This window comes from Virgibacillus sp. LDC1, from assembly GCF_025792345.1.
Taxonomy (GTDB): domain Bacteria; phylum Bacillota; class Bacilli; order Paenibacillales; family Paenibacillaceae; genus Paenibacillus_AQ; species Paenibacillus_AQ lautus.
This window is the reverse complement of sequence record NZ_JAOXLZ010000002.1, coordinates 408,840-428,654: the sequence shown is the minus strand read 5'-3', so window position 1 is coordinate 428,654 and position 19,815 is coordinate 408,840. Positions and strand designations below refer to the sequence as shown.

Below are 19,815 nucleotides of genomic sequence, written 5' to 3'. Positions count from 1 at the left end.
ATCCCCTTTGCTGGATCATTCAGATTGTTGAATTTCAGGTAAATCAGGTATCGTAAACATCACCCGTGTTCCGGCTCCTTCCGTGCTCTCTACACGCAAGCCCGCATCCTTACCGTAATGCAGAAGCAGCCGCTTGTGGACATTTCGCAGCCCGTAGCTTCCGCGCGGGGTCTGCCCCTTCTCGTACTGCAGCGGATTCTCAACCAGCTGATCCTGAAGCCACTTCAGGCGCTCCGTTGTCATCCCAATGCCATCGTCCTCCACCATGAAGTGGATTCCTTCAAATTCACGGTGTCCGCAAATCGTAATCGTCCCCATCCCGTCACGGCTCAAAATACCATGCAGCATGGAGTTTTCAACCAACGGCTGCAGCAGCAGCTTTAACATGGTGTGCGGATACAGCTCCTCCTCCACATGAACCTCAAACTTGAACTTTTCCGGATAGCGGATGGTTTGAATATTTACGTAATGTCGGACATGCATTATTTCCTGCTGAATCGTGCAGTATTCCTGCCCGTTATTGAGACTGAACCTCAAGAAATCGCTGAGCGATCCCACCATCTCGGCAATTTTCACATCCTGGTTCATCAGCGCCAGCCAATGGATGGATGACAGCGTATTGTAGAGGAAATGCGGATTGATCTGCACCTGCAGCGCATGCATATCCGCCTCCTTCTTCAGCGACTCGTTCAGCTTCACTTCGTCGGTAAGCTTCACAATCCGGGAGCTGAGCCGGTTGTAACTAATAATGAGCTGCCCGACCTCATCGACCGTCTTCACCGGGAGCGCAGGCAGAGGCTCCTCCGGGCTTGAGTTCTTGAGGAACTTCGTTAACACGGACAGCGGATTCGTAATTTTCTGGATCAGGAAAAGAACGAGTATAATGGCCAGCAGAATGGCCACGGTGACGGCAACCGCCGTCAATTTGATGAAGTATTGGTTTTGGGAACGGTATTCCTGTGAGGGAATAATGCCGACCAGTTTCCAGTTCACGCTGGACATTTTTTTATAGAGAATGGTCTTCTTGTTGCTCCCCTCGCCATAGTCTATATTTCCGCTGAGCCCCTCAAACTCTCCAATCGAAGGATAGTAGTCTGCAAGCGTAAGATTGGTCTCCATATCCGGCGGACCAGCAATAATCCGGTTATTCTCGTCAAGAAGAAGGACAAACCCGGTCTTCTCCAGGACGGCCTGCCGAAATTGATTGGCAATGACGCCCTGGTCCAGGTTGATCTGCAGATTCCCGATCGGCTTATATTTATCCGTGCTTCGGATCGGTCTGGCCAGCGTAATGACTTTCCTAACGCCTTCAAAGGTCCACTGCCGATGAACAAAGGACCACCATTTGGGATGATGCTCGTAATAGTCGGGGACCATCTCGGTAATATTCCGGAACTCGGAGCGTACCAAGGATTTGTGCGAGATAGCATCTTTGCTGCCGAGCGGTTCGACGATGATATTAGCGATATAATCTTTGGAAAAGGCCAAGTTCGTCAAAAAATTAATAACCGTCGTCTGCTGGACGTAGTTGCTCTGCTCGGTCTTCAGATAGGCTTGAACACCGGTATGCCCGATGAGAAAAAGCGAGATATTCTCCACGTCTTTGACCATCGTATCCAGGTAAGCTTCCAGCTGCCGAAGCGTATTCATTCCTGTAATCTTGGCCTTCTCCTCAGTCAGGCTCTTGGCTATGTTAAAAGAGAAAATACCGAGAAACAGCAGCGGCACCAGCGTTGCGATAATAATAAGTAACGACAATTTATGCTTCAGCGATTTCCCAAGCCATTGCTGCATAAAAACACCTCGTTCAAAGTCCCTATGGTATGGGCTTGTTATATTACTTGACATTGAATGCGTTTACTTCCAATCCACTCTCTTTTACTAGCAAAAATGTGTCAGGTTTATTAACTATCTTAGAGGAATCTTAAGACTCAAGTAAATGGTAATAAAGTCCTATGAAAAGGGGTGGAATCTTCTTGCATATGTTCTATAGGTACCATTCCTACTGGTTCCTTTTCGGAGATCATGGAGGGGATAAATCGGAGGTGTTGGATTAAAAGAAACACAAAAAGGGCGCAGCAGCACCCTTTTGATTAACGAAGCACATCTTTCTATCAAGCTTTATGCTTCTAGTCCATGATCATAACATCTTATCAGATATGCGTTTATATGTAGATCTAAAGTTTTACATCACTAAACCGTTACTTCCCCTATTCTTCCAGACTACTATACTCCATGCTATCCACCACAAACTGATTCAACTCTTCATCAAATCGGTATGTTATTTGCAGATCCCCGGCGAAGCCGGCCGGACTGATGCTTCCCGCAGCTTGCGTAACAAGCCGACCTTCCTCTAGTTTGTGTCTGACAACGGCCCCGAAGCCAACCTTATCATATAAGTAGCTTTTATCCTTGGAATCATCCTCGATCCTTTCGACATACTCCTTCCCGTCGATCAAAAGCTTGATAACAAAGTGATCCGCATACTTCTCGATGTTGGATTGCACATGGCTCAGTACCGCCTGCTCCAATGATTCGATAGGAATTTCCCTCAGCGTCTCGACGTCGACTACATGCATTTCCCCCATGTAAAGCCCCGTTCCGGTCCCGTCCACATAGAACACCACAACGTCAGGCTTGCCATCGCCTGTAACATCCTGATATTGAATGACGGGTTTCCGCGTACCGTCTCCGCCGTTCCAGTCTTCAAAGACCCGCTTCCTTCCTTCGACCTCGATCACCATTCCTTCATATCTGCCATATTTCGTTGCGCTTACCGGATACAGCTTCACATCCCGGTTCTCCTCTGCCGTTGAAACGTCCACATCCGGCGTATAGATGTAAACCATTCTCTCCTTCGTATCCCAGCCTACTTCTGCATCATACAACTCCGCTAAAAATCGGATCGGCACCATAACGTGGCCATCCTTTAACTCTGCGGGAATGGATAGTGAATATGCCTTCCCTTTTCCCTTCGCCTTCAGGCTTCCCATCTCTAATGTGACTTGATCGGCACCTGTGTTGATGGTTACCGTCTTGTTCTTGTTGTTCCAGTGAAGCTGCATAGGTTTCATGTAGTACTTCATTATGCGCAAGGGAACCAGCGTTGTCTGATTCACGATGACGGGATTGACATCCGTCGTAACAATCCAATGATTGATGTTTAATTCCATTTCCTTCTTGGGTGCAGCTTCAGCCTGATCCTGAACGAAAGCACTCATCAGCATCGTGGCCGCTATGGCGCCGCTTACTGCTATTCTTGTCCATTTCCGGGTGATCATGTCCTCTAAATCTCCTTGGCTTGTGATATTCGGTAATGCTTATATAACTAAAACGCATCGTGACCGGGATTGGTTCGTTCATATCAATAAATGATATCCATACTTCCTCTGTCGTCCCCTTCCTGCCAGGCCTCCAATTATTCACCCCATTCAATGTCAAAAATCATGACCACGCTCCTTCTGTTATGTTAGAATCAGATATGATTGTTATATTATGGAATAAATAGTTCGAGGTTATCATTTCGGTTCCAGGAGAACCCTGCTAGGAAAATGTTGAAGGGAGGCGAGCCATATGAATATAGGTAGTTCCATGTTTCATTTATGGCCCATGTTGATCTTAATCATAAACGGACTTTTTATGCTGCTTGGTTTGTATGCATTGTATCTGCTCATTAAACTTTTGATTCGCGCCATAACAGCTGTCGAGCTCTACATCGATGAGAAAAGAAACCGGCGGTTGTGAAGGTAAACTTCAGTTAATTCAGGGTTGAAACCACTGAATCTCCTGTGGTAAAGTCTAGGCAACCAGAAATGAAAGGGTGAACCAAAAGCCAATGATCCACTAATCCTGTCCCAAACATTGGAAAAACACTTCGTTACGAGGTTTTTCGGGATAGGATTCGTGCGGCTTTTTTTATATGTGACGGGTAGATGCTTGAAGCTTCTTTACAAATGAAGCCGGTATCTTCTTTTGTCCGTATTCAGCCTCCTATTCCGAAATCTCGGAGTGGGAGGCTTTTTTTTAGAGTAAGAAAGCATCAACTTCAGAGACCTGTCATCCTTATCTCGCAAGAGCAGCTTCCACTATACGCGGAGACTTGGATATGCTCAGACCCATGAAGAATCCGTCTTAAAGCATTCCTAACAACTTTCTATACAAGGAGGCATATTTGCATGCAGATCATAACACAGGAGTACAAGACAGCGAATCGGGAGTCGGGACCTTATGGTATTACGACAGGACAAGATGGGGCCATATGGTTCACGGAGCATAAAGGAAACCGGATCGGACGGCTCACCAAGAATGGGGATATGCGCACGTTCGAAGTGCCGACTCCGGATGCCGGGGTTATGTCCATCCTATCTGCCCGTACCGGTGACCTCTGGTTTACGGAGTACAAAGCGAATAAAATCGGAAGAATGACAATGGAAGGAACATTTACGGAATTTGAACTGCCTGAAGCCAACTCGTCTCCTTACGGCCTGACGGAGGGTCCGGATGGAGCCATATGGTTCACCGAGCTAAATGGCAACCGAATCGGAAATATAACGCCGGCAGGCGTTATCACGGAATATGCCTTACCACGCGAAGGCTCGTACCCTTCCTATATTACAGCGGGTCCGGACGGCGCGTTGTGGTTCACGGAAAACCAGAACAACTCCATCGGACGGATTACGGTGGACGGGGAGATTACCGAGTACCGGATTCCAACGGAGCAATCCGGCCCGGTCGGCATCACGACAGGTGCCGATGGCGCCCTATGGTTTGTTCAAATCAACGGCAATCAAATCGGACGAATCACAACGTCCGGGAACTTCACCGAATATAAGATCCCGTTTGAAAACGCAAGGCCCCACGCTATCACGGCGGGTACTTCCGGAGATCTCTGGTTTACCGAATGGGGAGCCAATCGAATCGGACGAATTACCTGTACCGGGGACATGACCGAGTACCCGATCCCAACCCCCTCCGCTGAACCTCACGGTATTACCGTGGATTCCGGGGGCGAGGTCTGGTTCGCCGAGGAATGCGATCAGATCGGCCGGTTTACGATTCAATATTAGGTTTAGGAAGCCAACCTATTGCTCCGCCCCTAAAAGAAAGCCCGTGCAGCTTGTTGCCGGGCTTTTCCAGCGTGAAGCTGCCCCGGCTTGTTTCTTCATCTATGGGAATGTGATAGATTAAATGGATACTTAGAATTATTTCTCTTAGGAGACCGTCCGATGATGAACCCAAATCAAACGTTAGATGATATACAATGGCAGACACTAATTCAACAAACCGCAGGTTTTTTCAGCGATTTGACCATTAAACGGGGATTTCAGTATTACAAGCAAGGCCGTGTTCACGCAAGCGAGCTGATAGATCCTCCCGGGATGATCGAGGCTGCCGTAGATGGAACGGAAACCTACCGTGTCAAGCTTCATCTTCACTCCCTGAGTGACAGCGAGTGCAGCTGCCCCGTTAACGAAGGCTGCAAGCATATGGTGGCTGTTCTGCTTGACTATGCCCAGCTTCAGGGTCGTTCCATTCATGCCCTGGTTAATGCGCATTCCACTACGTATGCTCCCACCTCTTCCTATGACCGAAGCGATTCCGACTTCAGTCCAGCGCAGGAACGGCCATCTGCCGGAGCATCGAAGTGGAGAGTCAAGGCGGACCATTTGCCCGAGCTGCCCATCTCCGCATGGCATGAGCTGTTCGAAGTTTGCACGGCTTCGCTGGGAGCGAATACGCAGAATTCGTTCTACGCCAAAAATGCACTGGCCTCCCTCCATCACATCAAACCGCCCATGCCACCGGATATGGAGTCATTATACGAGCTTCATGCCCATCTCTTTATTCTCGAGAAGCTGGTCAAGCAGCCCGCCAGTGCCTGGAATTCCTCCGGCTCCTACATTGGCTATCATACGCAGGTAGCAGCCGATCATATCCTGGCCAGAATCGAGCGCATCTTCCATGAAGGGCTGGAAGACAGCGAAGATGGAGAGGCATTCAAGCAGCGACTTACCGAGACGATCTCGTTTGTCCGGCGGAGCATGCTGGGCGAGCCGCGGAACCGTAAATTTTACGCGCAGGTCTATATGCAGCTCTGGATGTACTGGATCTATCCGTTTGCGAAAAAAAGCACCCGCTTAATCGAGGCGGAGTTAGAGCAGCTGCAGGCAGCCGAAGCCGAATTCGGCAGCACCCTCTCGCGTGCCTCGTGGTATATGGCACAGGGCTTAATGTCCTTCTACCTCGGACAAGATGAAACGTCTTGGAGCCTGATCAGAGAAGCAGACAAGGTGAGCAGTCTGTCCCCGGCTTCCGTCCTGGGCTTCTTCGACATGCTGCATTCGGGGCAACAATGGGAACGCTTAGCCCGCTGGCTCCCGGAGATCGGCCCGCTGCTTGGCAGTCACCGCAGCGAGCATCTCAGCAGCTATCAATTCTACTGGGATGCCGTCATAGCGCACCTACCCGAGGAGGCTGAACGGATGTGGAGCAGTCTTGCCGACATGCTTCCTTATTCGAAGGACATCTATCAGAATGCCTTGATCACACACGGCAGATGGCGGGAATGGATCGACTACCAAATAAGCACAGGCAGGGAGCCGCTGGAACTCCGGGTCAGCGAGCTCGCTCCGATTGAGAAGAATGCGCCCGAGCTGCTGCTGCCTTTTTACCATCAGGCCGTCGAGCGGTACATCCTTCATAAGAACCGAGCCGGCTATAAAGCAGCCGTCAAGCTGCTCAAACGCTTGGCCAAGCTATATAAAAAGCTCAAGCAGCAGGAGCGCTGGGATCTGTTCATGATCTCGTTGTCCGTACGAAACAGCCGGCTTCGCGCATTCCAGGAAGAGCTGCGGAGAGGAAAGCTGATATCATGAGCAGACACACCGAAACCATCACGGTTCACATGGCACTAAGCGAATACGGAGATGCCGTCCTATACGGATCTACCGTCATGCGGGGTTACGTGTCCGGACAATACCTGAAGCACCGCTTATTCGCCTGGCACGAAGCTTCCTTCTACGGAACAGAGCTTACCGTGCAATCCGTTCAGGATATGGAAGTGGTCATCCTGCCTTCCGAGCAGGTCATACCGTTCTTTGCGGATGCACGCCTGCTCGAACATATTGAGTGGATATGGGACGAGGATTGCCTTCCCTTCATTGAAATTGCACCTTCGCTGGCAGCTTGCATTCAGGACAAGCAATACGCGCCGAGCCTGAGCGCCTTCAAATCGGGAAGGCTGCAATGGATCTGGGATGCGGAGGCGTTCACAGCGGAAGAGTTGTCCCGTCTCTCCCTGCTGGATGCAGACGAGATATGGAATGAGGGCTTACGGGCGGCGTTCTCTGCCGCCGTTGAAGATCAATGTTACGGCAGCGAAGAGGCCGCGGCTGACCTGCGCAGGGAATACCCCCTTCTCTTCTCGCCGAACCGAACGGCAGCCGAAGGCATGGACGACAAGTCCTGGCTGATCGCTATCGGATGGCGACCGGATACCGCTCCGTTCCGGCCCCTCCTGCAATTGCTGGAACCGGACGAAGAAGAAACCGAGTGGCGTCTTCAGCTCGTATTGCAGGACAAGCAAGACGCCGCATCGCTTGCAGCCGTTCGTCTAGCCGAAGACGGGCAGGCATACGGATCATGGCCGGAGACTTGGACGGCTCATATCAAGGAGCGATCCTCCGGCTGGCTCCAAGGTTTGCAAGCAGCACTGCCCTCACGTATGCTTCACGCTCCCGCTGAAGACGTGCTCGGTACGCCTCTGTCCGACGAGGCGGCATGGCAGTTCCTGACCGCGGACAGCCAGCGGCTGCTCCAGTCAGGCTGGCTGGTCCTGCTGCCCGCTTGGTGGGAAGCCGCCAGCAAGAAGAAGCCCAAGCTGCGGGCGAAAGTGCGCTCGGGCGAAGGCGAGAACGCCGAGCGAAGCAGCGGCGGTTCCCTATTCGGTCTGGACGCGCTGGTGAATTTCGATTGGCGTATCGCCATCGGCGAAGCTACCCTTTCCGAGGCCGAATTCGCGGAGCTTGTTGCCCGGAACGAACGGCTTGTGCGGTTCCGGGGCCAATGGATTCCGCTGGACCCCGCCCTGGTCGCCCAAATCCGCCAGATGATGGCGGGCGTAGACCGTGAGGAAGGTCTATCGTTTCAAGATATTCTGCACCTTCACCTGCTTGGGAACAACGATGAGTCCGAACAGACTCAGCAGGATGCGGAGGAAGCGCGGGACCCGGAACGGATCAAGCTTGAGGTGGAGCTGAACGAGCACCTCGTGAAGCTCATCGGCCAGCTCGGCCGGCAAAGCGAGTGGCCGAACCTCCCTGTCCCCGCCGGGTTGAAGGCGGAACTGCGGACTTATCAGCATGACGGCTTTGCTTGGCTTGCCTTTTTGCGGCGTTACGGGCTTGGGGCATGCCTTGCCGATGACATGGGTCTTGGCAAAACCGTGCAGTTTATCGCCTACCTGCTGCACGTGAAGGAGACAACGATGCAGCGGGAAGAGCGACGCCTCCCTTCTCTGCTGATCTGTCCCACCTCGGTGCTGGGCAATTGGCAGAAGGAGCTTGAACGGTTTGCCCCGTCGCTCCAGGTCATGCTCCACTACGGCGGCAAACGAAGCAGCAGCGAGGATTTCTATAAAGAGGCTTACCAAGCCGATATTATCCTGACATCTTATGCTACCGCCACGCTCGATCAGGAAATGTTAAGAGACATGAAGTGGGAAACGATCGGCATCGACGAGGCCCAGAATATCAAGAATGCCGACACCAAGCAATCCGCCGCCGTGCGAAGTTTTCCGGCAAGGCATCGCGTTGCCTTAACCGGCACACCGATTGAGAACCGGCTGTCCGAGCTGTGGTCCATCTATGACTTCATCAATCCCGGATATCTCGGCAGCCTGCGCGCGTTCAATCTCCGGTTCATTCAGGCCATCGAAAAAGATAAAAACGAGCAGCGTACGGCCGATCTGCAAAGGCTGATCAAACCCTTCATGCTCCGGCGTAAGAAGAAGGATCCCGCGATCCAGCTCGATCTGCCGGACAAAAACGAGATGAAGACCTATATCCATCTCACAGCCGAGCAGGGTGCGCTTTACGACCAGACCGTGAACAGCCTGCTGGAACGCATGCAAAAGCTTGAGGGCATCGAGCGCAAAGGCGCCATTCTGGCAGCTCTTACGCAGTTCAAGCAGCTCTGCGATCATCCGGCGCTGCTCACAAAGGAGCCGCTCCCGGAATTGCCGGGAGGCGGCGGCTTGCTTGACACCGAAGCCGTCGTCAGCCGTTCGGCCAAGCTGGAACGGCTGCTGTCCATGGTGAAGGAACTGCGGGACGAAGGCGAACGCTGCCTGATCTTCACCCAGTATATCGGCATGGGCGAGATGATGCGGCAGGTGCTGCATCAAGAACTTGGGGAGCCGGTGCTATACTTGAACGGCAGCACGCCCAAGCGGACGCGCGACCGCATGATCGAGCAGTTCCAATCCCAGAAGCTGCCGCCCGAAGAGCAGCCGAACGTCATGATCCTCTCGATCAAGGCCGGCGGCGTCGGCCTGAATTTGACCGCCGCGAATCACGTGTTCCACTTCGACCGCTGGTGGAACCCCGCAGTGGAGAATCAGGCTACCGACCGCGCTTATCGGATGGGACAAACCAAGGATGTCCAGGTGTACAAGTTCATCTCCATGGGGACGCTCGAGGAGCGGATCGATGAGATGCTGGAGAGCAAGCAGCAGCTAAGCGATCAGGTTATCGCAAGCAGCGAAGGCTGGATTACCGAGCTGTCTACCGATGAGCTGAAGGATCTGTTCACGCTGCGGCGCGATTGGGCTTAATTGTCATTATCAGGAGTAAACGAATAGTCGATCGTGGACACTCGCCCCCGAAGAGATGGAGCACAGCGGAATCCTGTGAAACTTCTGGGAGGGGCACAAGGTGTCGCTCTACAACGACGATATCGTTGAATAGCAGAAAGCCCCGTGTGCGGACACGGGGCTTTTGTTATTTGGAGGAGTTTAATACTTAGAGTAATTTCGTTTTGTTTACGCGCATGAAGCTTATATGGCTAAGGTTTCTAAATCCAAACCAGTTGAAGTACTTTGTCTTGGGTAATCCGTTGCAACCTGAGGTGCTTTCGCTTATGAAGATAATCCGCCTCAACTTGAGGTACTCTCGATTACGCGGGTAATCCACTCAACTTAAGGTACTCTCGATTACACGGGTAATCAACGCAACTTAAGGTACTCTCGCTTACGTAGGTAATCCGGCAACTTAAGGTACTCTCGCTTACCCAGGTAATCCGGCAACTTAAGGTACTCTCGATTACGCAGGTAATCCGTTGCAACCTGAGGTGCTCTCGATTACGCAGGTAATCCGTCTCAACTTGAGGTACTCTCGATAACGCAGGTAATCAACGCAACTTAAGGTACTCTCGATAACGCAGGTAATCCGGCAGTGTTGAAGTGCTTCACTTACAAGGAGAACTCCGATTCATCCGCACAAGATGGCCGGCACCAGAACGTTTGGCAACCTGCTGGTAATTAGGTAGGAGGAGAGTGATTCTTTGTATTAACGGACTCAGAATACGCTATTTAAGACAAATTCATCATTTTTAGCGACTGAACGGACATAGGATCCGTTATTTGTGCCAATACAGCATAAAAATGCCGGATATGCGCCCAATAACGGATCTTGTGTCCGCTGCGGTTTAAATTATGGCGTGATCTCATCATATAACGGAACTGGAGTCCGATAGGAACAGCGAGTAGTTGACTACTTCAAGAACAGTAAATGCCGACGCCGGATCGGTTTTTCCGGCCTGCCCCCCACTCCCTCCGCTTACTTCTCTTCCATCAGCTGCCGCAGCTTCGCTTCCGTAGTCGAATCGGGGGCGGGGGTATAGATGCTGCACCGCAGGTCATCATTTCCGTACACTTTGAGTGACGTGAGCTCATAAACCATTTTCCCGGCCTTGGCATGCCGGAATTCCAGATGTACCTCCGGGGCATAACTGACCTGGCTCTGCTCCCACATCCGGTTGAAATCCGGGTGCCCGTTCTTCATCTCCTCCAGAAAACGGTCATACCACTCATCCTCGACGTATTGACCGTAATAGGACCGGAACATCGACAAGAAGCCGCTGGCGAACTGCTCCCAATTCACCGCCAGCCGTTGAAACTCTCTGCGGGTGAAGAGCAGCCGGATCATGTTCCGCTCCTCGGGCGGAATGCGGTCAAAATCCAGGAACACGTACGCAGCCGCACGGTTCCACCCCACGATGTTGCACATCCGATCTGATATCATGACGGGGCAATATTTCAGCTCGGTGATGATTTTTTGCAGGGACGGGCTGATCTGCACCGCTTCTTGTTTGAGCGTATAAGGCTCCGCCCCGCTCTCCAGCGCCAGAGAATACAGATATCTGCGCTCATCCGCGTTCAGCTGAAGCGCATTGGCGACGCAGTCCAGCACGGACGACGACACCTGGATGTCGCGTCCCTGCTCGAGCCAGGTGTACCAAGTGGTGCTGACACCCGCCAGCTGGGCGACCTCTTCCCTGCGCAAACCCGGCGTTCTCCGTCTAGTCCCGGGCGGCAATCCGACGGACTCGGGCGAGATTTTGGCACGCTGTCCTTTCAGGAAAGCCGATAAAGCTTGCAATTTAACCTGAGAATTCATCTTATGGGCCTCCTTCCGTTATTAAGGATAGCAGTATTTATACTAGGATAAACGGTATCTTGTAATAGGATACTACACGTGACATTATAACCTTAAGATTGACAAGTTATAAAGTCTTAAAGGAGGCTGTTGATCCATGGAAAGAGTCGTTATCACCGGTATGGGCGTCATATCGCCGCTGGGCCACGATGTTGAGACGTTCTGGTCCCGGCTGGTACGGGGAGAGTCCGGAATTACACATATAGAAACTTTAGATACATCCAAACAGAAAGTAAAAATAGCAGGTGCCGTGAAGGAGTTTGACGCAAACGCGCTGTTTGGCGTTAAGGAAGCCCGGCGGTTGGACCGCTTCTGCCAGTTTGCCTTGGCTGCGGCCGATCAAGCCATAAGTCAGTCGGGACTCAATCTTGATCAGATCGATCATGAGCGGATGGGGGTATACGTTGGATCTGGCATCGGTGGTATTCAAACCTTAATGAATCAGAGCGACACGCTGTCTTCCCGAGGACCCGAGCGGGTGAGCCCTACCCTGGTTCCCATGATGATTCCCAATATGGCGGCAGCGCTCATCAGCATTAAATACAAGGCCCTGGGCTCTACGCTTGCGCCGGTTACCGCATGTTCGATCGGCAATACGGCGATCGGCGAGGCTTTCTTTAACATCCAAGCGGGCCGCTCCGATGTGATTATTGCGGGAGGCTCCGAAGCGGCGTTGACCGATATCTCGCTGGCCAGCTTCGCGAATGCAACCGCCCTTTCCTCCCGCAACGATGAACCGGGCCGGGCCAGCCGGCCGTTTGATACGGACCGGGATGGATTCGTCATGGCGGAAGGTGCCGGCATCCTCGTTCTGGAGTCCCTTTCCCATGCCTTGGGCAGAGGCGCCGAAATTCTAGGCGAAGTCATCGGATATGGTGCCAGCTCGGATGCCTATCATATGGTCGCCACGCCGGAAGACGGCAACGGCGCGGCACGGGCAATGAAGCTGGCCCTGACCGAGGCGAACCTCTCCCCGGCCGACGTGGATGTGATCAGCGCCCATGCCACAAGCACGGTCATCGGTGACCGTTCGGAGACAGCGGCCATTAAGCAGGTGTTTGGCGAAGAGGCGTATCGCATACCGGTAACAGCTAACAAGTCGATGACCGGACATATGCTGGGCGCATCCGGCGGCGTGGAGGCCATTGCGCTCGTAAAATCCCTGCAGGAAGGCATCATTCCACCGACGATCAATCTGGAGAATGCCGATCCGGCATGCGATTTGGATTATGTACCCAACCAGGCGAGAAACGCCGAGCTCCGGATTGGTATGTCGAATTCCTTCGGCTTCGGCGGACATAATTCGGCGATTGTTATCCAGAAATATGAGCATGAGTAACCTTGAGCCCCGGACCCCAGTGAAAACTGGGGTCTTTTTCTTGTTGCGATTCTGGAAGGATGGGCTGAATAATGAGACAGAAACGCTTTTTAAATTTTTTTTCGCAGAATCAAACTTTTTGAAAGACTCACACGTCTTGCTTCCGTAAGTCAATTGCAATTGATGGTTACCCGCGCGGGCCCAAAGGAGTGTCATATTTACATGAGTGGCGGCCGGAAGCTTGAGAAGCTTCTTATCCAATGTATAACCGAAAATCAGAACAGCGCCTACCGGCTGGCATACAGCTACGTTAGAAATAAAGAGGATGCCCTCGATATCGTTCAGGACGCGATCCACAAAGCATTTTTATCCATGGAAAAGCTGAAGCAGACGGGTTCATTAAAAAGCTGGTTTTTCCGAATTATTGTAACAACCTCCCTGGATTTCATTAGAAAACAGAAAAAAGTCCACGTCATGGACGACGAGAACCTGGAGGTTATATTACCCGGCAGCCATGATCACTATCCGAATCTGGATCTGGCTCAATCTTTGGAGGAATTACCCGACAAGTATCGGGTCATCATCATTCTCCGGTTTTTTGAAGATATGAAGATTGACGAAATTGCCGAAGTGCTCCACGAAAATGTCAGCACGGTGAAAACGAGATTATACCAAGGACTACAGAGACTGCGGGTGAACTTAAGCGAGGAAGATCAAGAGGAGGCACAACGATAATGCATGACAAGCTGAATAGGATGAAAGAGCAGTACGAGAGCATTCCTATTCCTGACGAACTAAGCTCCATTGTCAACAAGACCATAGCAACCAGACGAAAAAAAAATAGAGCGCTGCCCTGGCTCGCTAGTAGCGCGGCTGCATGCTGCCTACTGTTCGCCGGAGTGAATACAAGCCCTGCCTTCGCCCAGACCATGTCCGATGTGCCGGTTCTGGGCCATATCATCAAAGTGATCACCATCCGTGAATATGCCGAGACAGACGATAACACGGAAGTGCATATCGAAACACCCGGCATTGCCAACCTAGGAAATACGGAGCTTGAGCAAACCCTGAACAACAAATACCTGGAAGAAAACAAGAAACTGTATGAGAACTTCAAAGACGAAGTCGCCCTGCTAAATAAAGAAGGCGGCGCGCATCTCAGTCTCGATAGCGGTTATGAAGTGATCACCGACAATGAACAGCTGCTGATACTTTCGCGCTATATTGTCGAATCTGCTGGAAGCTCTGCCGAATCCAGAACATACGATACGATCGACAAGAAGAACCAGATGGTGATCACACTGCCAAGTCTGTTCAAGGATGATCGTTATATCCAGGTCATCAGTGACAATATCAAGGAGCAGATGCGCCAGCAGATGCAGAATAATCCGGACAACATCTACTGGGTGGAGCAGCCCGGCGTGGAGTCCGATGTACCGGAGGATCTGTTCCAAACGATCGCCAAGGACCAAAACTTCTACATCGACCAAGACGGCAAACTGGTCATCAGCTTTAATGAATACGATGTTGCGCCCGGCTATATGGGCGTCGTGGAATTTACCATTCCAACGGAAGTGATCGCAGACCAGCTCGTCAGCAGCGAATACATTCGATAGATCAGCCGTACATCTCAACGAATGCAGATCGTCCTTCCGATCCCATTGCCCCAGATTTTCTTTAGAATCTTTTATGATCAGTGGAAACCGGGGACATAGGGACCGCTTCGCTTCTCCAGAACGCTTCTGCCTTCTCCGTTGTAGATAACAAATCATAAACCTGGAGGTAATATATCATGAAAAAAACAATGAAGCACACAACCCCAATAACCAAAACCCTGGCGGCTGCCGGATTAGCGGGCATCCTTATGATATCGGCTTCGGGTCTGCCATCCGCTCATGTCCATGCCGAAACCAAAGCTGCAGCGAACGTGGATCGGGTAACCGCTCCAACCGTTGCCCCGCAACGGGTAACATCCAAAACACTGCAATCCAAGGAAAAATGGCTCGAAACAAACATTAAAATCCCTGTATTCCAAGGTCTGACCGACACCAAATATCAAGATCAGCTAAACGATATCATCGAATCCCATGCCTCCAAGGATATCGCCAAATGGGAGCAAGAAGCCACCGAGGCTGCGGCAAATGCTCAAAAGAACGGCTATACCATGCGCCCTTATCAGCTAACGATCACCTATGAGCTTACATCGGATGGCAAGGACGACAGCTTGATTTCCCTCAAGGTCATCACCGAAGGCATCGGGATGAACAATGGCGATCCCCGAGTGGATACGTACAACTTCACGAACAAAGCCGAAGCACAGCGCGTGACGCTCGAAGACCTGTTCGGTAAGGATTACAAATCCATCGTGGATAAGGCGGTCAAAACGGCGATTGCGGCGGATCAAGACCATTACTTCGCGAATGAAGACGGATTTCAAGGCATAGATGCGGAGCAATCCTTCTATGTCGCAGACGGAAAAGCCTATATCGTATTCCAAAAATACAGCATTGCCCCTGGATCTACAGGCATACCGGAATTTGCCGTAAAGCTGCCGGGTAATTCATCAGACAAAAAGCCTGCTGCAGCCGTATTGAAACCAGGCGCTTATTACAAAGATAACAACGGCAAGCTCATGGTTCAGGTATCCGTGCTGCGCCAGCTGCAATTCAATGTCAAGTGGAGCGGCAAGAGCAAAACCACAGAAATCTCCAAGGAAGCCGTCTGGAGTGCGGTGACGCTGAACAAGGATGCTTATACTTTGGGTAAAATGGCTCCACGTTCGCTGGGCTCGGCTCCTGTCATGAAAAAAGGCCACGTCTATGTCCCGCTTGCTTTCCTGACAGACGTTCTGAACCTGAAAGCAGATCAAGGCAAGCATGGCGAGATTACGCTGACAGCTGGAAAATAACTAGATCCACTCACTTCAAAGTCTGCGCCTCCTGCACATCATCTTCCAAAGCAGGGACAGCGCAGCAGGCGGTAAAAAAAAGAGGCCCTCTCCAACACGGAGACGGCCTCTTCTTCTATCAATGATGGGATGATTACCTTATGAGGCCTTCAGTACCCTCGTTATAGTGCAGCATTCCGTCAACAATACCCCTCCGACAACGCTTCTCCTGCCTTGCCGCCCCATTCATCATCCATCAGATACCGGGCTTGAACCCTCTCACCCTCATGTACAAACGTGAAGCGATAATACACTTCTTCATCCTCGCAAATCTCAAAATACAGTGCATATCGCCCTGCTTGCAGTGGGAGCTCAATAACGGCGTCCGACATGACGGACAACAGCTCCAGCTTCCCGGGATCCAGAACGTCAAACGGCACGACCATCCGCCGCTGCGCGTTCGGATCTTCGATGAATGCTTCTTTCAAGGCCAGCTTCACCCAAGCGCCGAAAGCATCATCAGGGATGGGATCAAAGGTCAGATATCCCGGATGAATGACAACGCCCTGCTTGATATTGGTTTCTCCCCATTGGCACAACTCCTCATCATAGTCCCGTGAGCGGACTTGAATCTGGTGATGCGAGATGGTAAGATCCACCTCTTGGGCCATTTTCGCATGCTGCATAAGTAAAGCACCTCGCTTTTTAGATACCTATATTCTATTTAAGCCGCTCCAAATGGATCGTGGCCAGCCTGCGTTCCGCATCCACCTGAACCCGCAAGCTGATGCCCAGCTTCTCCTCGAACAATCGGGTGACATTCAGATACTTGTCCTCTACGACTCCCGACCCTCCTCGGCCGTTGGAACGCGTCATGCCTGCGGTGATAATCTCCTTCACCATATCCCCATCCGCTTTGGCTTCCGGATTATATGTAAATACAGGTTCCTTACGATCGTTATAAAAGATCATGTCCTGCCGGTATTCCTTTGCGTTCACGTACTCTTTTCGCGTCACAAAATAGTCGCTCTCCAAATGGTCATACTGGACCCTCCCTGCCAGGAACGGATTGTCCTCGGAAGCTTCCACCTTGAATTGCCCATATGCCAATTGATGCAGCATGTTAAGGTCCGACCCTTCCAGCCTGTAATACAACGGACGAAGTTCCCCTTGCTTATCGGTTGCGGCGAAACCGGCCAGCAGCGGCCAAGCATCCACTGGTTCACCATCCACATCAACGGCCAGCTGGTATTTGGTCAGGACCACCTCATTCTGAAAAAGCCCATACGTGCGCGCAATAAAATAACCGGGTATCAACAGCGTGGCTGCCACCAGTATGATCACTCCCCAGAGGACCCTCCTGCCTTTCATGCTGTCACCTCCCCCGCTAGTTCTTCCTCAGATCATTACGCATGGCGCATTGTCAGCATCAAGAGCGCTTTTTCCTGGTGTTCCATCAGTAGTCTACCTCTTCAATCTCGGTGCGCAGATTGCGATTGGACGCCCGAAGGAGCTCTGTGAAGGAAGGCGCGATATAATACACAAAATCAGGATCATGCACGTACATGATGATCTGCCCGGACGTTCCCGGCTCCGCCGGATCGAAATCCAGCATCAGATACAACGACCCGCCTGCCATTGTGGCAAACGGATACCACGCCTTGTGAAACAGGTAAGGTTTAATTTCCGGATCAAGCTGCTGAATTTCCTCCGAACTATAATACGCATCCAGCCGTTCGTCCCGCTCGCAGAAATAGGATTTGACCTCCCTCATCTCATCCAGACTCATCAGGTAAAACGGCGTGTATTCCCCATCCCCCTCGTTCCCGGGATAGAGCACGTGAAACCCGTACCCGCTGCCGTTCTTCTTATTGTAAAACGAACGAAAGTCCTGCGGTAACCTGATCCCGAACTCCGCTTCAAAAAGCTGCAATTGCTCAGGAGCCGCCCCCTCCAATTGTTTATATTCATCCAGCAGATCCCGAAGATCTTCGGCGACCTTCTCCTCCAACTGCTGCTCCAGCTCGAGCATCAGTCCATCGATGACAGCATTCATAAAATAACCTCCGTTGATTGCATGTTCACTCAAAGCCGAGTGCTTCCCTTTACTAAAAAGTATATAGAACGCTGCAATGAAAACAACATGTCCTGCGGCATGCAAAAAAAGGGACAAAATCCCTCTTGAGATGTTCGTTTTGGTTCTTTTATGAAAATACCCCGGGTATTTACGGCCGCTGAAGCGCAGCTATTTCATGCCCGGAATCGGCTCATTCGATACCAGGGATAGGCATTGTGGGATAGGGGTAGCCCGCTCTCCTGCCGGAGGAATAACACAAGAATGCCGCACAGCAGATATGAAAATCCACGGATGCGGCATCCTGATTTAGATTGATATGTTAAATGACATCGACAAACTCCAGCTTCCCGAAACGCGAAGGAATATGGTAATTCACCTCACCGGTCGGGCTCCACGCCTGATACTCCCGGTTTCCTTCGGTGTCCTCATCAATGCGGTAAAAATTCACGTCCCAGCTTTTTCCCGCTTGCGGAGCGTTCTTGAAGTTCGCAGCCGGGATGCGAATTTCATATATCAAATTTCCCTTACCGTCATGTTCTACCGAGGTTTGAAGACCGGTAAGATCCCAATGAATATCGCTGCTTGTGATCGACTTCCCGCCATCATTACGGATCAGGGCGTCGAATATAACATTGTTCGGACTAACCTCAAGCTCGATATATTCCGTTCCCGTTCCTGTTTCGTCTATAAACAGTTCCACGACATCCTGTTCATACAGCGGATCATCCCGATGCTGATACTCCGATACGATATGAGAATCCTGGCAAACAAACCGTACATAAAAGTATTCGGAGCTCCAGCAGGCGCGAACCTCGGTCGCTTCCTTCGCAGCAAGCCCGGTCACGGTATCACTTAGAGCCACCGCTTCATAACGATCCCAATCGACGTTCCCCTGATGCTGCTCTCCCTGCTGGATGTATAGGGCGGGCTTGCATGGGTAAATTGCCGTATAATGCATAATCATCCCTCCGAAAAATTCAATTGGTAGTCTTTCCTCTATGATAAGACATACAGATTCGGTTCGCTATTCCGTGGTAAGAATAAAGAACATACGGAAATCCCATCTTTTGCTCTATGTCCCCATAGTGAAAATAAGCGCATGCTGTGCTACAATAATAAAATTGCAAACTCTAGGGAGGGTTATGGATTCGCCATGCTCATAATTGGTATCGCCGGCGGCACCGGATCGGGCAAAACGACGGTTGCCCGCTCTGTCATTGACCGACTTGGTTCAGATAAAGTCACGTTTATTTCGCAGGATAACTATTACAAGGATCATAAGGAGCTCAGTTTCGAGGAACGCGAAGCGATTAACTATGATCATCCGTTTGCTTTTGACAACGAGCTGCTCGTCGAACATCTCGGCATTTTAAAAAGCGGACAACCCGCATTCGCACCGGTGTATGATTTTACCGCTCATGCCCGTTTCACGGATCAGACCATCGAGCTGAAGCCGAACAACATCGTTATCATCGAAGGCCTTCATGTGCTGTCCGATGAGAACCTGCGAAAGCTGCTTCACATTAAAGTGTTTGTGGATACTGATCCTGATGTACGCCTGCTTCGCCGGGTCGTACGCGATATTGAGGACCGCGGCCGGACCATCCAGTCGATCCATAACCAGTACCTGACAACCGTCAAGCCGATGCATGAGGCGTTCATCGAGCCCTCCAAGAAATACGCCGACCTGATCATTCCCGAAGGCGGAGAGAATGAAGTTGGCATTCGCCTGCTCTCCATCTTGACCGAGAAATATTTGACCGGCGACCGCACGCTGTCGGGGGAATAGGACAAGCCTGCGAATCGGCCATTTGCCAGT

At 51.3% G+C, this 19,815-nt stretch carries 16 protein-coding genes; 9 read left to right on the top strand and 7 right to left on the bottom strand.

Annotated features, from left to right (window positions below; translation table 11 throughout):
* Positions 1 to 15 precede the first annotated feature (15 nt).
* A complete protein-coding gene (locus OHJ21_RS22530) occupies positions 16 to 1,794 on the bottom strand; it encodes a sensor histidine kinase (RefSeq protein ID WP_486021202.1) in 1,779 nt (592 codons plus the stop codon).
* A gap of 416 nt (positions 1,795 to 2,210) precedes the next feature.
* Positions 2,211 to 3,281, bottom strand: a complete 1,071-nt coding sequence (locus OHJ21_RS22525; protein ID WP_394057875.1) for a copper amine oxidase N-terminal domain-containing protein — start codon at positions 3,279 to 3,281, stop codon at positions 2,211 to 2,213.
* A gap of 310 nt (positions 3,282 to 3,591) precedes the next feature.
* On the opposite strand from OHJ21_RS22525, the gene OHJ21_RS22520 reads away from it, so the two are divergent.
* From OHJ21_RS22520 to OHJ21_RS22505, 4 genes are all read left to right on the top strand, one after another.
* The gene (locus OHJ21_RS22520) at positions 3,592 to 3,744 is read left to right on the top strand and encodes a hypothetical protein (protein ID WP_394057873.1); all 153 of its coding nucleotides are present in this window, start codon (positions 3,592 to 3,594) and stop codon (positions 3,742 to 3,744) included.
* 431 nt (positions 3,745 to 4,175) lie between these two features.
* Positions 4,176 to 5,066, top strand: a complete 891-nt coding sequence (gene vgb(C), locus OHJ21_RS22515) for a streptogramin B lyase Vgb(C) (RefSeq protein WP_326119615.1) — start codon at positions 4,176 to 4,178, stop codon at positions 5,064 to 5,066.
* A gap of 159 nt (positions 5,067 to 5,225) precedes the next feature.
* Positions 5,226 to 6,875, top strand: a complete 1,650-nt coding sequence (locus OHJ21_RS22510; RefSeq protein WP_486021201.1) for an SWIM zinc finger family protein — start codon at positions 5,226 to 5,228, stop codon at positions 6,873 to 6,875.
* The gene (locus OHJ21_RS22505) at positions 6,872 to 9,832 is read left to right on the top strand and encodes a DEAD/DEAH box helicase (RefSeq protein WP_486021200.1); all 2,961 of its coding nucleotides are present in this window, start codon (positions 6,872 to 6,874) and stop codon (positions 9,830 to 9,832) included. Before OHJ21_RS22510 ends, OHJ21_RS22505 begins: the two co-directional genes overlap by 4 nt.
* Positions 9,833 to 10,835: 1,003 nt before the next feature.
* On the opposite strand, the gene OHJ21_RS22500 is transcribed toward OHJ21_RS22505, so the two are convergent.
* Positions 10,836 to 11,675: a helix-turn-helix transcriptional regulator gene (locus OHJ21_RS22500; RefSeq protein ID WP_486021199.1), complete on the bottom strand. Its 840-nt coding sequence runs from the start codon at positions 11,673 to 11,675 to the stop codon at positions 10,836 to 10,838.
* 136 nt (positions 11,676 to 11,811) lie between these two features.
* Between OHJ21_RS22500 and fabF the strand changes: the two genes are divergently transcribed.
* The 4 genes from fabF to OHJ21_RS22480 all read left to right on the top strand — a co-directional run bounded on the left by fabF (position 11,812) and on the right by OHJ21_RS22480 (position 15,940).
* On the top strand, positions 11,812 to 13,053 hold the full coding sequence (fabF, locus tag OHJ21_RS22495) for a beta-ketoacyl-ACP synthase II (RefSeq protein WP_326111536.1): 1,242 nt from the start codon (positions 11,812 to 11,814) through the stop codon (positions 13,051 to 13,053).
* 201 nt (positions 13,054 to 13,254) lie between these two features.
* Positions 13,255 to 13,767 (top strand): RNA polymerase sigma factor SigV, encoded by a 513-nt coding sequence (gene sigV, locus OHJ21_RS22490; protein ID WP_326111537.1) that lies wholly within the window; start codon positions 13,255 to 13,257, stop codon positions 13,765 to 13,767.
* Positions 13,767 to 14,648 (top strand): anti-sigma-V factor RsiV, encoded by an 882-nt coding sequence (rsiV, locus tag OHJ21_RS22485; protein WP_486021197.1) that lies wholly within the window; start codon positions 13,767 to 13,769, stop codon positions 14,646 to 14,648. The genes sigV and rsiV overlap by 1 nt, the downstream gene beginning before the upstream one ends.
* Before the next feature lie 176 nt (positions 14,649 to 14,824).
* Positions 14,825 to 15,940, top strand: a complete 1,116-nt coding sequence (locus OHJ21_RS22480; protein ID WP_486021196.1) for a DUF3298 domain-containing protein — start codon at positions 14,825 to 14,827, stop codon at positions 15,938 to 15,940.
* A gap of 179 nt (positions 15,941 to 16,119) precedes the next feature.
* Here the strand turns inward: OHJ21_RS22480 and comJ are convergent, their stop codons facing one another.
* The 4 genes from comJ to OHJ21_RS22460 form a co-directional block, all read right to left on the bottom strand.
* A complete protein-coding gene (comJ, locus tag OHJ21_RS22475) occupies positions 16,120 to 16,605 on the bottom strand; it encodes a competence protein ComJ (RefSeq protein ID WP_486021195.1) in 486 nt (161 codons plus the stop codon).
* A 34-nt stretch (positions 16,606 to 16,639) separates the two neighbouring features.
* On the bottom strand, positions 16,640 to 17,290 hold the full coding sequence (locus OHJ21_RS22470) for a hypothetical protein (RefSeq protein WP_486021194.1): 651 nt from the start codon (positions 17,288 to 17,290) through the stop codon (positions 16,640 to 16,642).
* A gap of 85 nt (positions 17,291 to 17,375) precedes the next feature.
* On the bottom strand, positions 17,376 to 17,975 hold the full coding sequence (locus OHJ21_RS22465) for an SMI1/KNR4 family protein (RefSeq protein ID WP_100539843.1): 600 nt from the start codon (positions 17,973 to 17,975) through the stop codon (positions 17,376 to 17,378).
* Between the two features lie 340 nt (positions 17,976 to 18,315).
* Positions 18,316 to 18,954 carry a carbohydrate-binding family 9-like protein gene (locus OHJ21_RS22460; RefSeq protein ID WP_486021193.1) on the bottom strand — a complete coding sequence of 213 codons (639 nt, stop codon included), beginning with the start codon at positions 18,952 to 18,954 and terminating at the stop codon, positions 18,316 to 18,318.
* Between the two features lie 195 nt (positions 18,955 to 19,149).
* Between OHJ21_RS22460 and udk the strand changes: the two genes are divergently transcribed.
* Positions 19,150 to 19,785 (top strand): uridine kinase, encoded by a 636-nt coding sequence (udk, locus tag OHJ21_RS22455; RefSeq protein WP_127596504.1) that lies wholly within the window; start codon positions 19,150 to 19,152, stop codon positions 19,783 to 19,785.
* The last annotated feature ends 30 nt before the right edge of the window (positions 19,786 to 19,815 follow it).

What these genes read in the sequence shown, in the direction of transcription:
- rsiV (WP_486021197.1), top strand. Translation starts at nt 13,767, where the DNA reads ATGCATGACAAGCTGAATAGGATGAAAGAGCAGTACGAGAGCATTCCT.
- udk (WP_127596504.1), top strand. Translation starts at nt 19,150, where the DNA reads ATGCTCATAATTGGTATCGCCGGCGGCACCGGATCGGGCAAAACGACG.
- OHJ21_RS22465 (WP_100539843.1), bottom strand. Translation starts at nt 17,975, where the DNA reads ATGAATGCTGTCATCGATGGACTGATGCTCGAGCTGGAGCAGCAGTTG.
- OHJ21_RS22480 (WP_486021196.1), top strand. Translation starts at nt 14,825, where the DNA reads ATGAAAAAAACAATGAAGCACACAACCCCAATAACCAAAACCCTGGCG.
- comJ (WP_486021195.1), bottom strand. Translation starts at nt 16,605, where the DNA reads ATGCAGCATGCGAAAATGGCCCAAGAGGTGGATCTTACCATCTCGCAT.
- OHJ21_RS22520 (WP_394057873.1), top strand. Translation starts at nt 3,592, where the DNA reads ATGTTTCATTTATGGCCCATGTTGATCTTAATCATAAACGGACTTTTT.
- OHJ21_RS22505 (WP_486021200.1), top strand. Translation starts at nt 6,872, where the DNA reads ATGAGCAGACACACCGAAACCATCACGGTTCACATGGCACTAAGCGAA.
- OHJ21_RS22510 (WP_486021201.1), top strand. Translation starts at nt 5,226, where the DNA reads ATGATGAACCCAAATCAAACGTTAGATGATATACAATGGCAGACACTA.
- OHJ21_RS22470 (WP_486021194.1), bottom strand. Translation starts at nt 17,290, where the DNA reads ATGAAAGGCAGGAGGGTCCTCTGGGGAGTGATCATACTGGTGGCAGCC.
- sigV (WP_326111537.1), top strand. Translation starts at nt 13,255, where the DNA reads ATGAGTGGCGGCCGGAAGCTTGAGAAGCTTCTTATCCAATGTATAACC.
- OHJ21_RS22525 (WP_394057875.1), bottom strand. Translation starts at nt 3,281, where the DNA reads ATGATCACCCGGAAATGGACAAGAATAGCAGTAAGCGGCGCCATAGCG.
- OHJ21_RS22500 (WP_486021199.1), bottom strand. Translation starts at nt 11,675, where the DNA reads ATGAATTCTCAGGTTAAATTGCAAGCTTTATCGGCTTTCCTGAAAGGA.
- fabF (WP_326111536.1), top strand. Translation starts at nt 11,812, where the DNA reads ATGGAAAGAGTCGTTATCACCGGTATGGGCGTCATATCGCCGCTGGGC.
- OHJ21_RS22460 (WP_486021193.1), bottom strand. Translation starts at nt 18,954, where the DNA reads ATGCATTATACGGCAATTTACCCATGCAAGCCCGCCCTATACATCCAG.
- OHJ21_RS22530 (WP_486021202.1), bottom strand. Translation starts at nt 1,794, where the DNA reads ATGCAGCAATGGCTTGGGAAATCGCTGAAGCATAAATTGTCGTTACTT.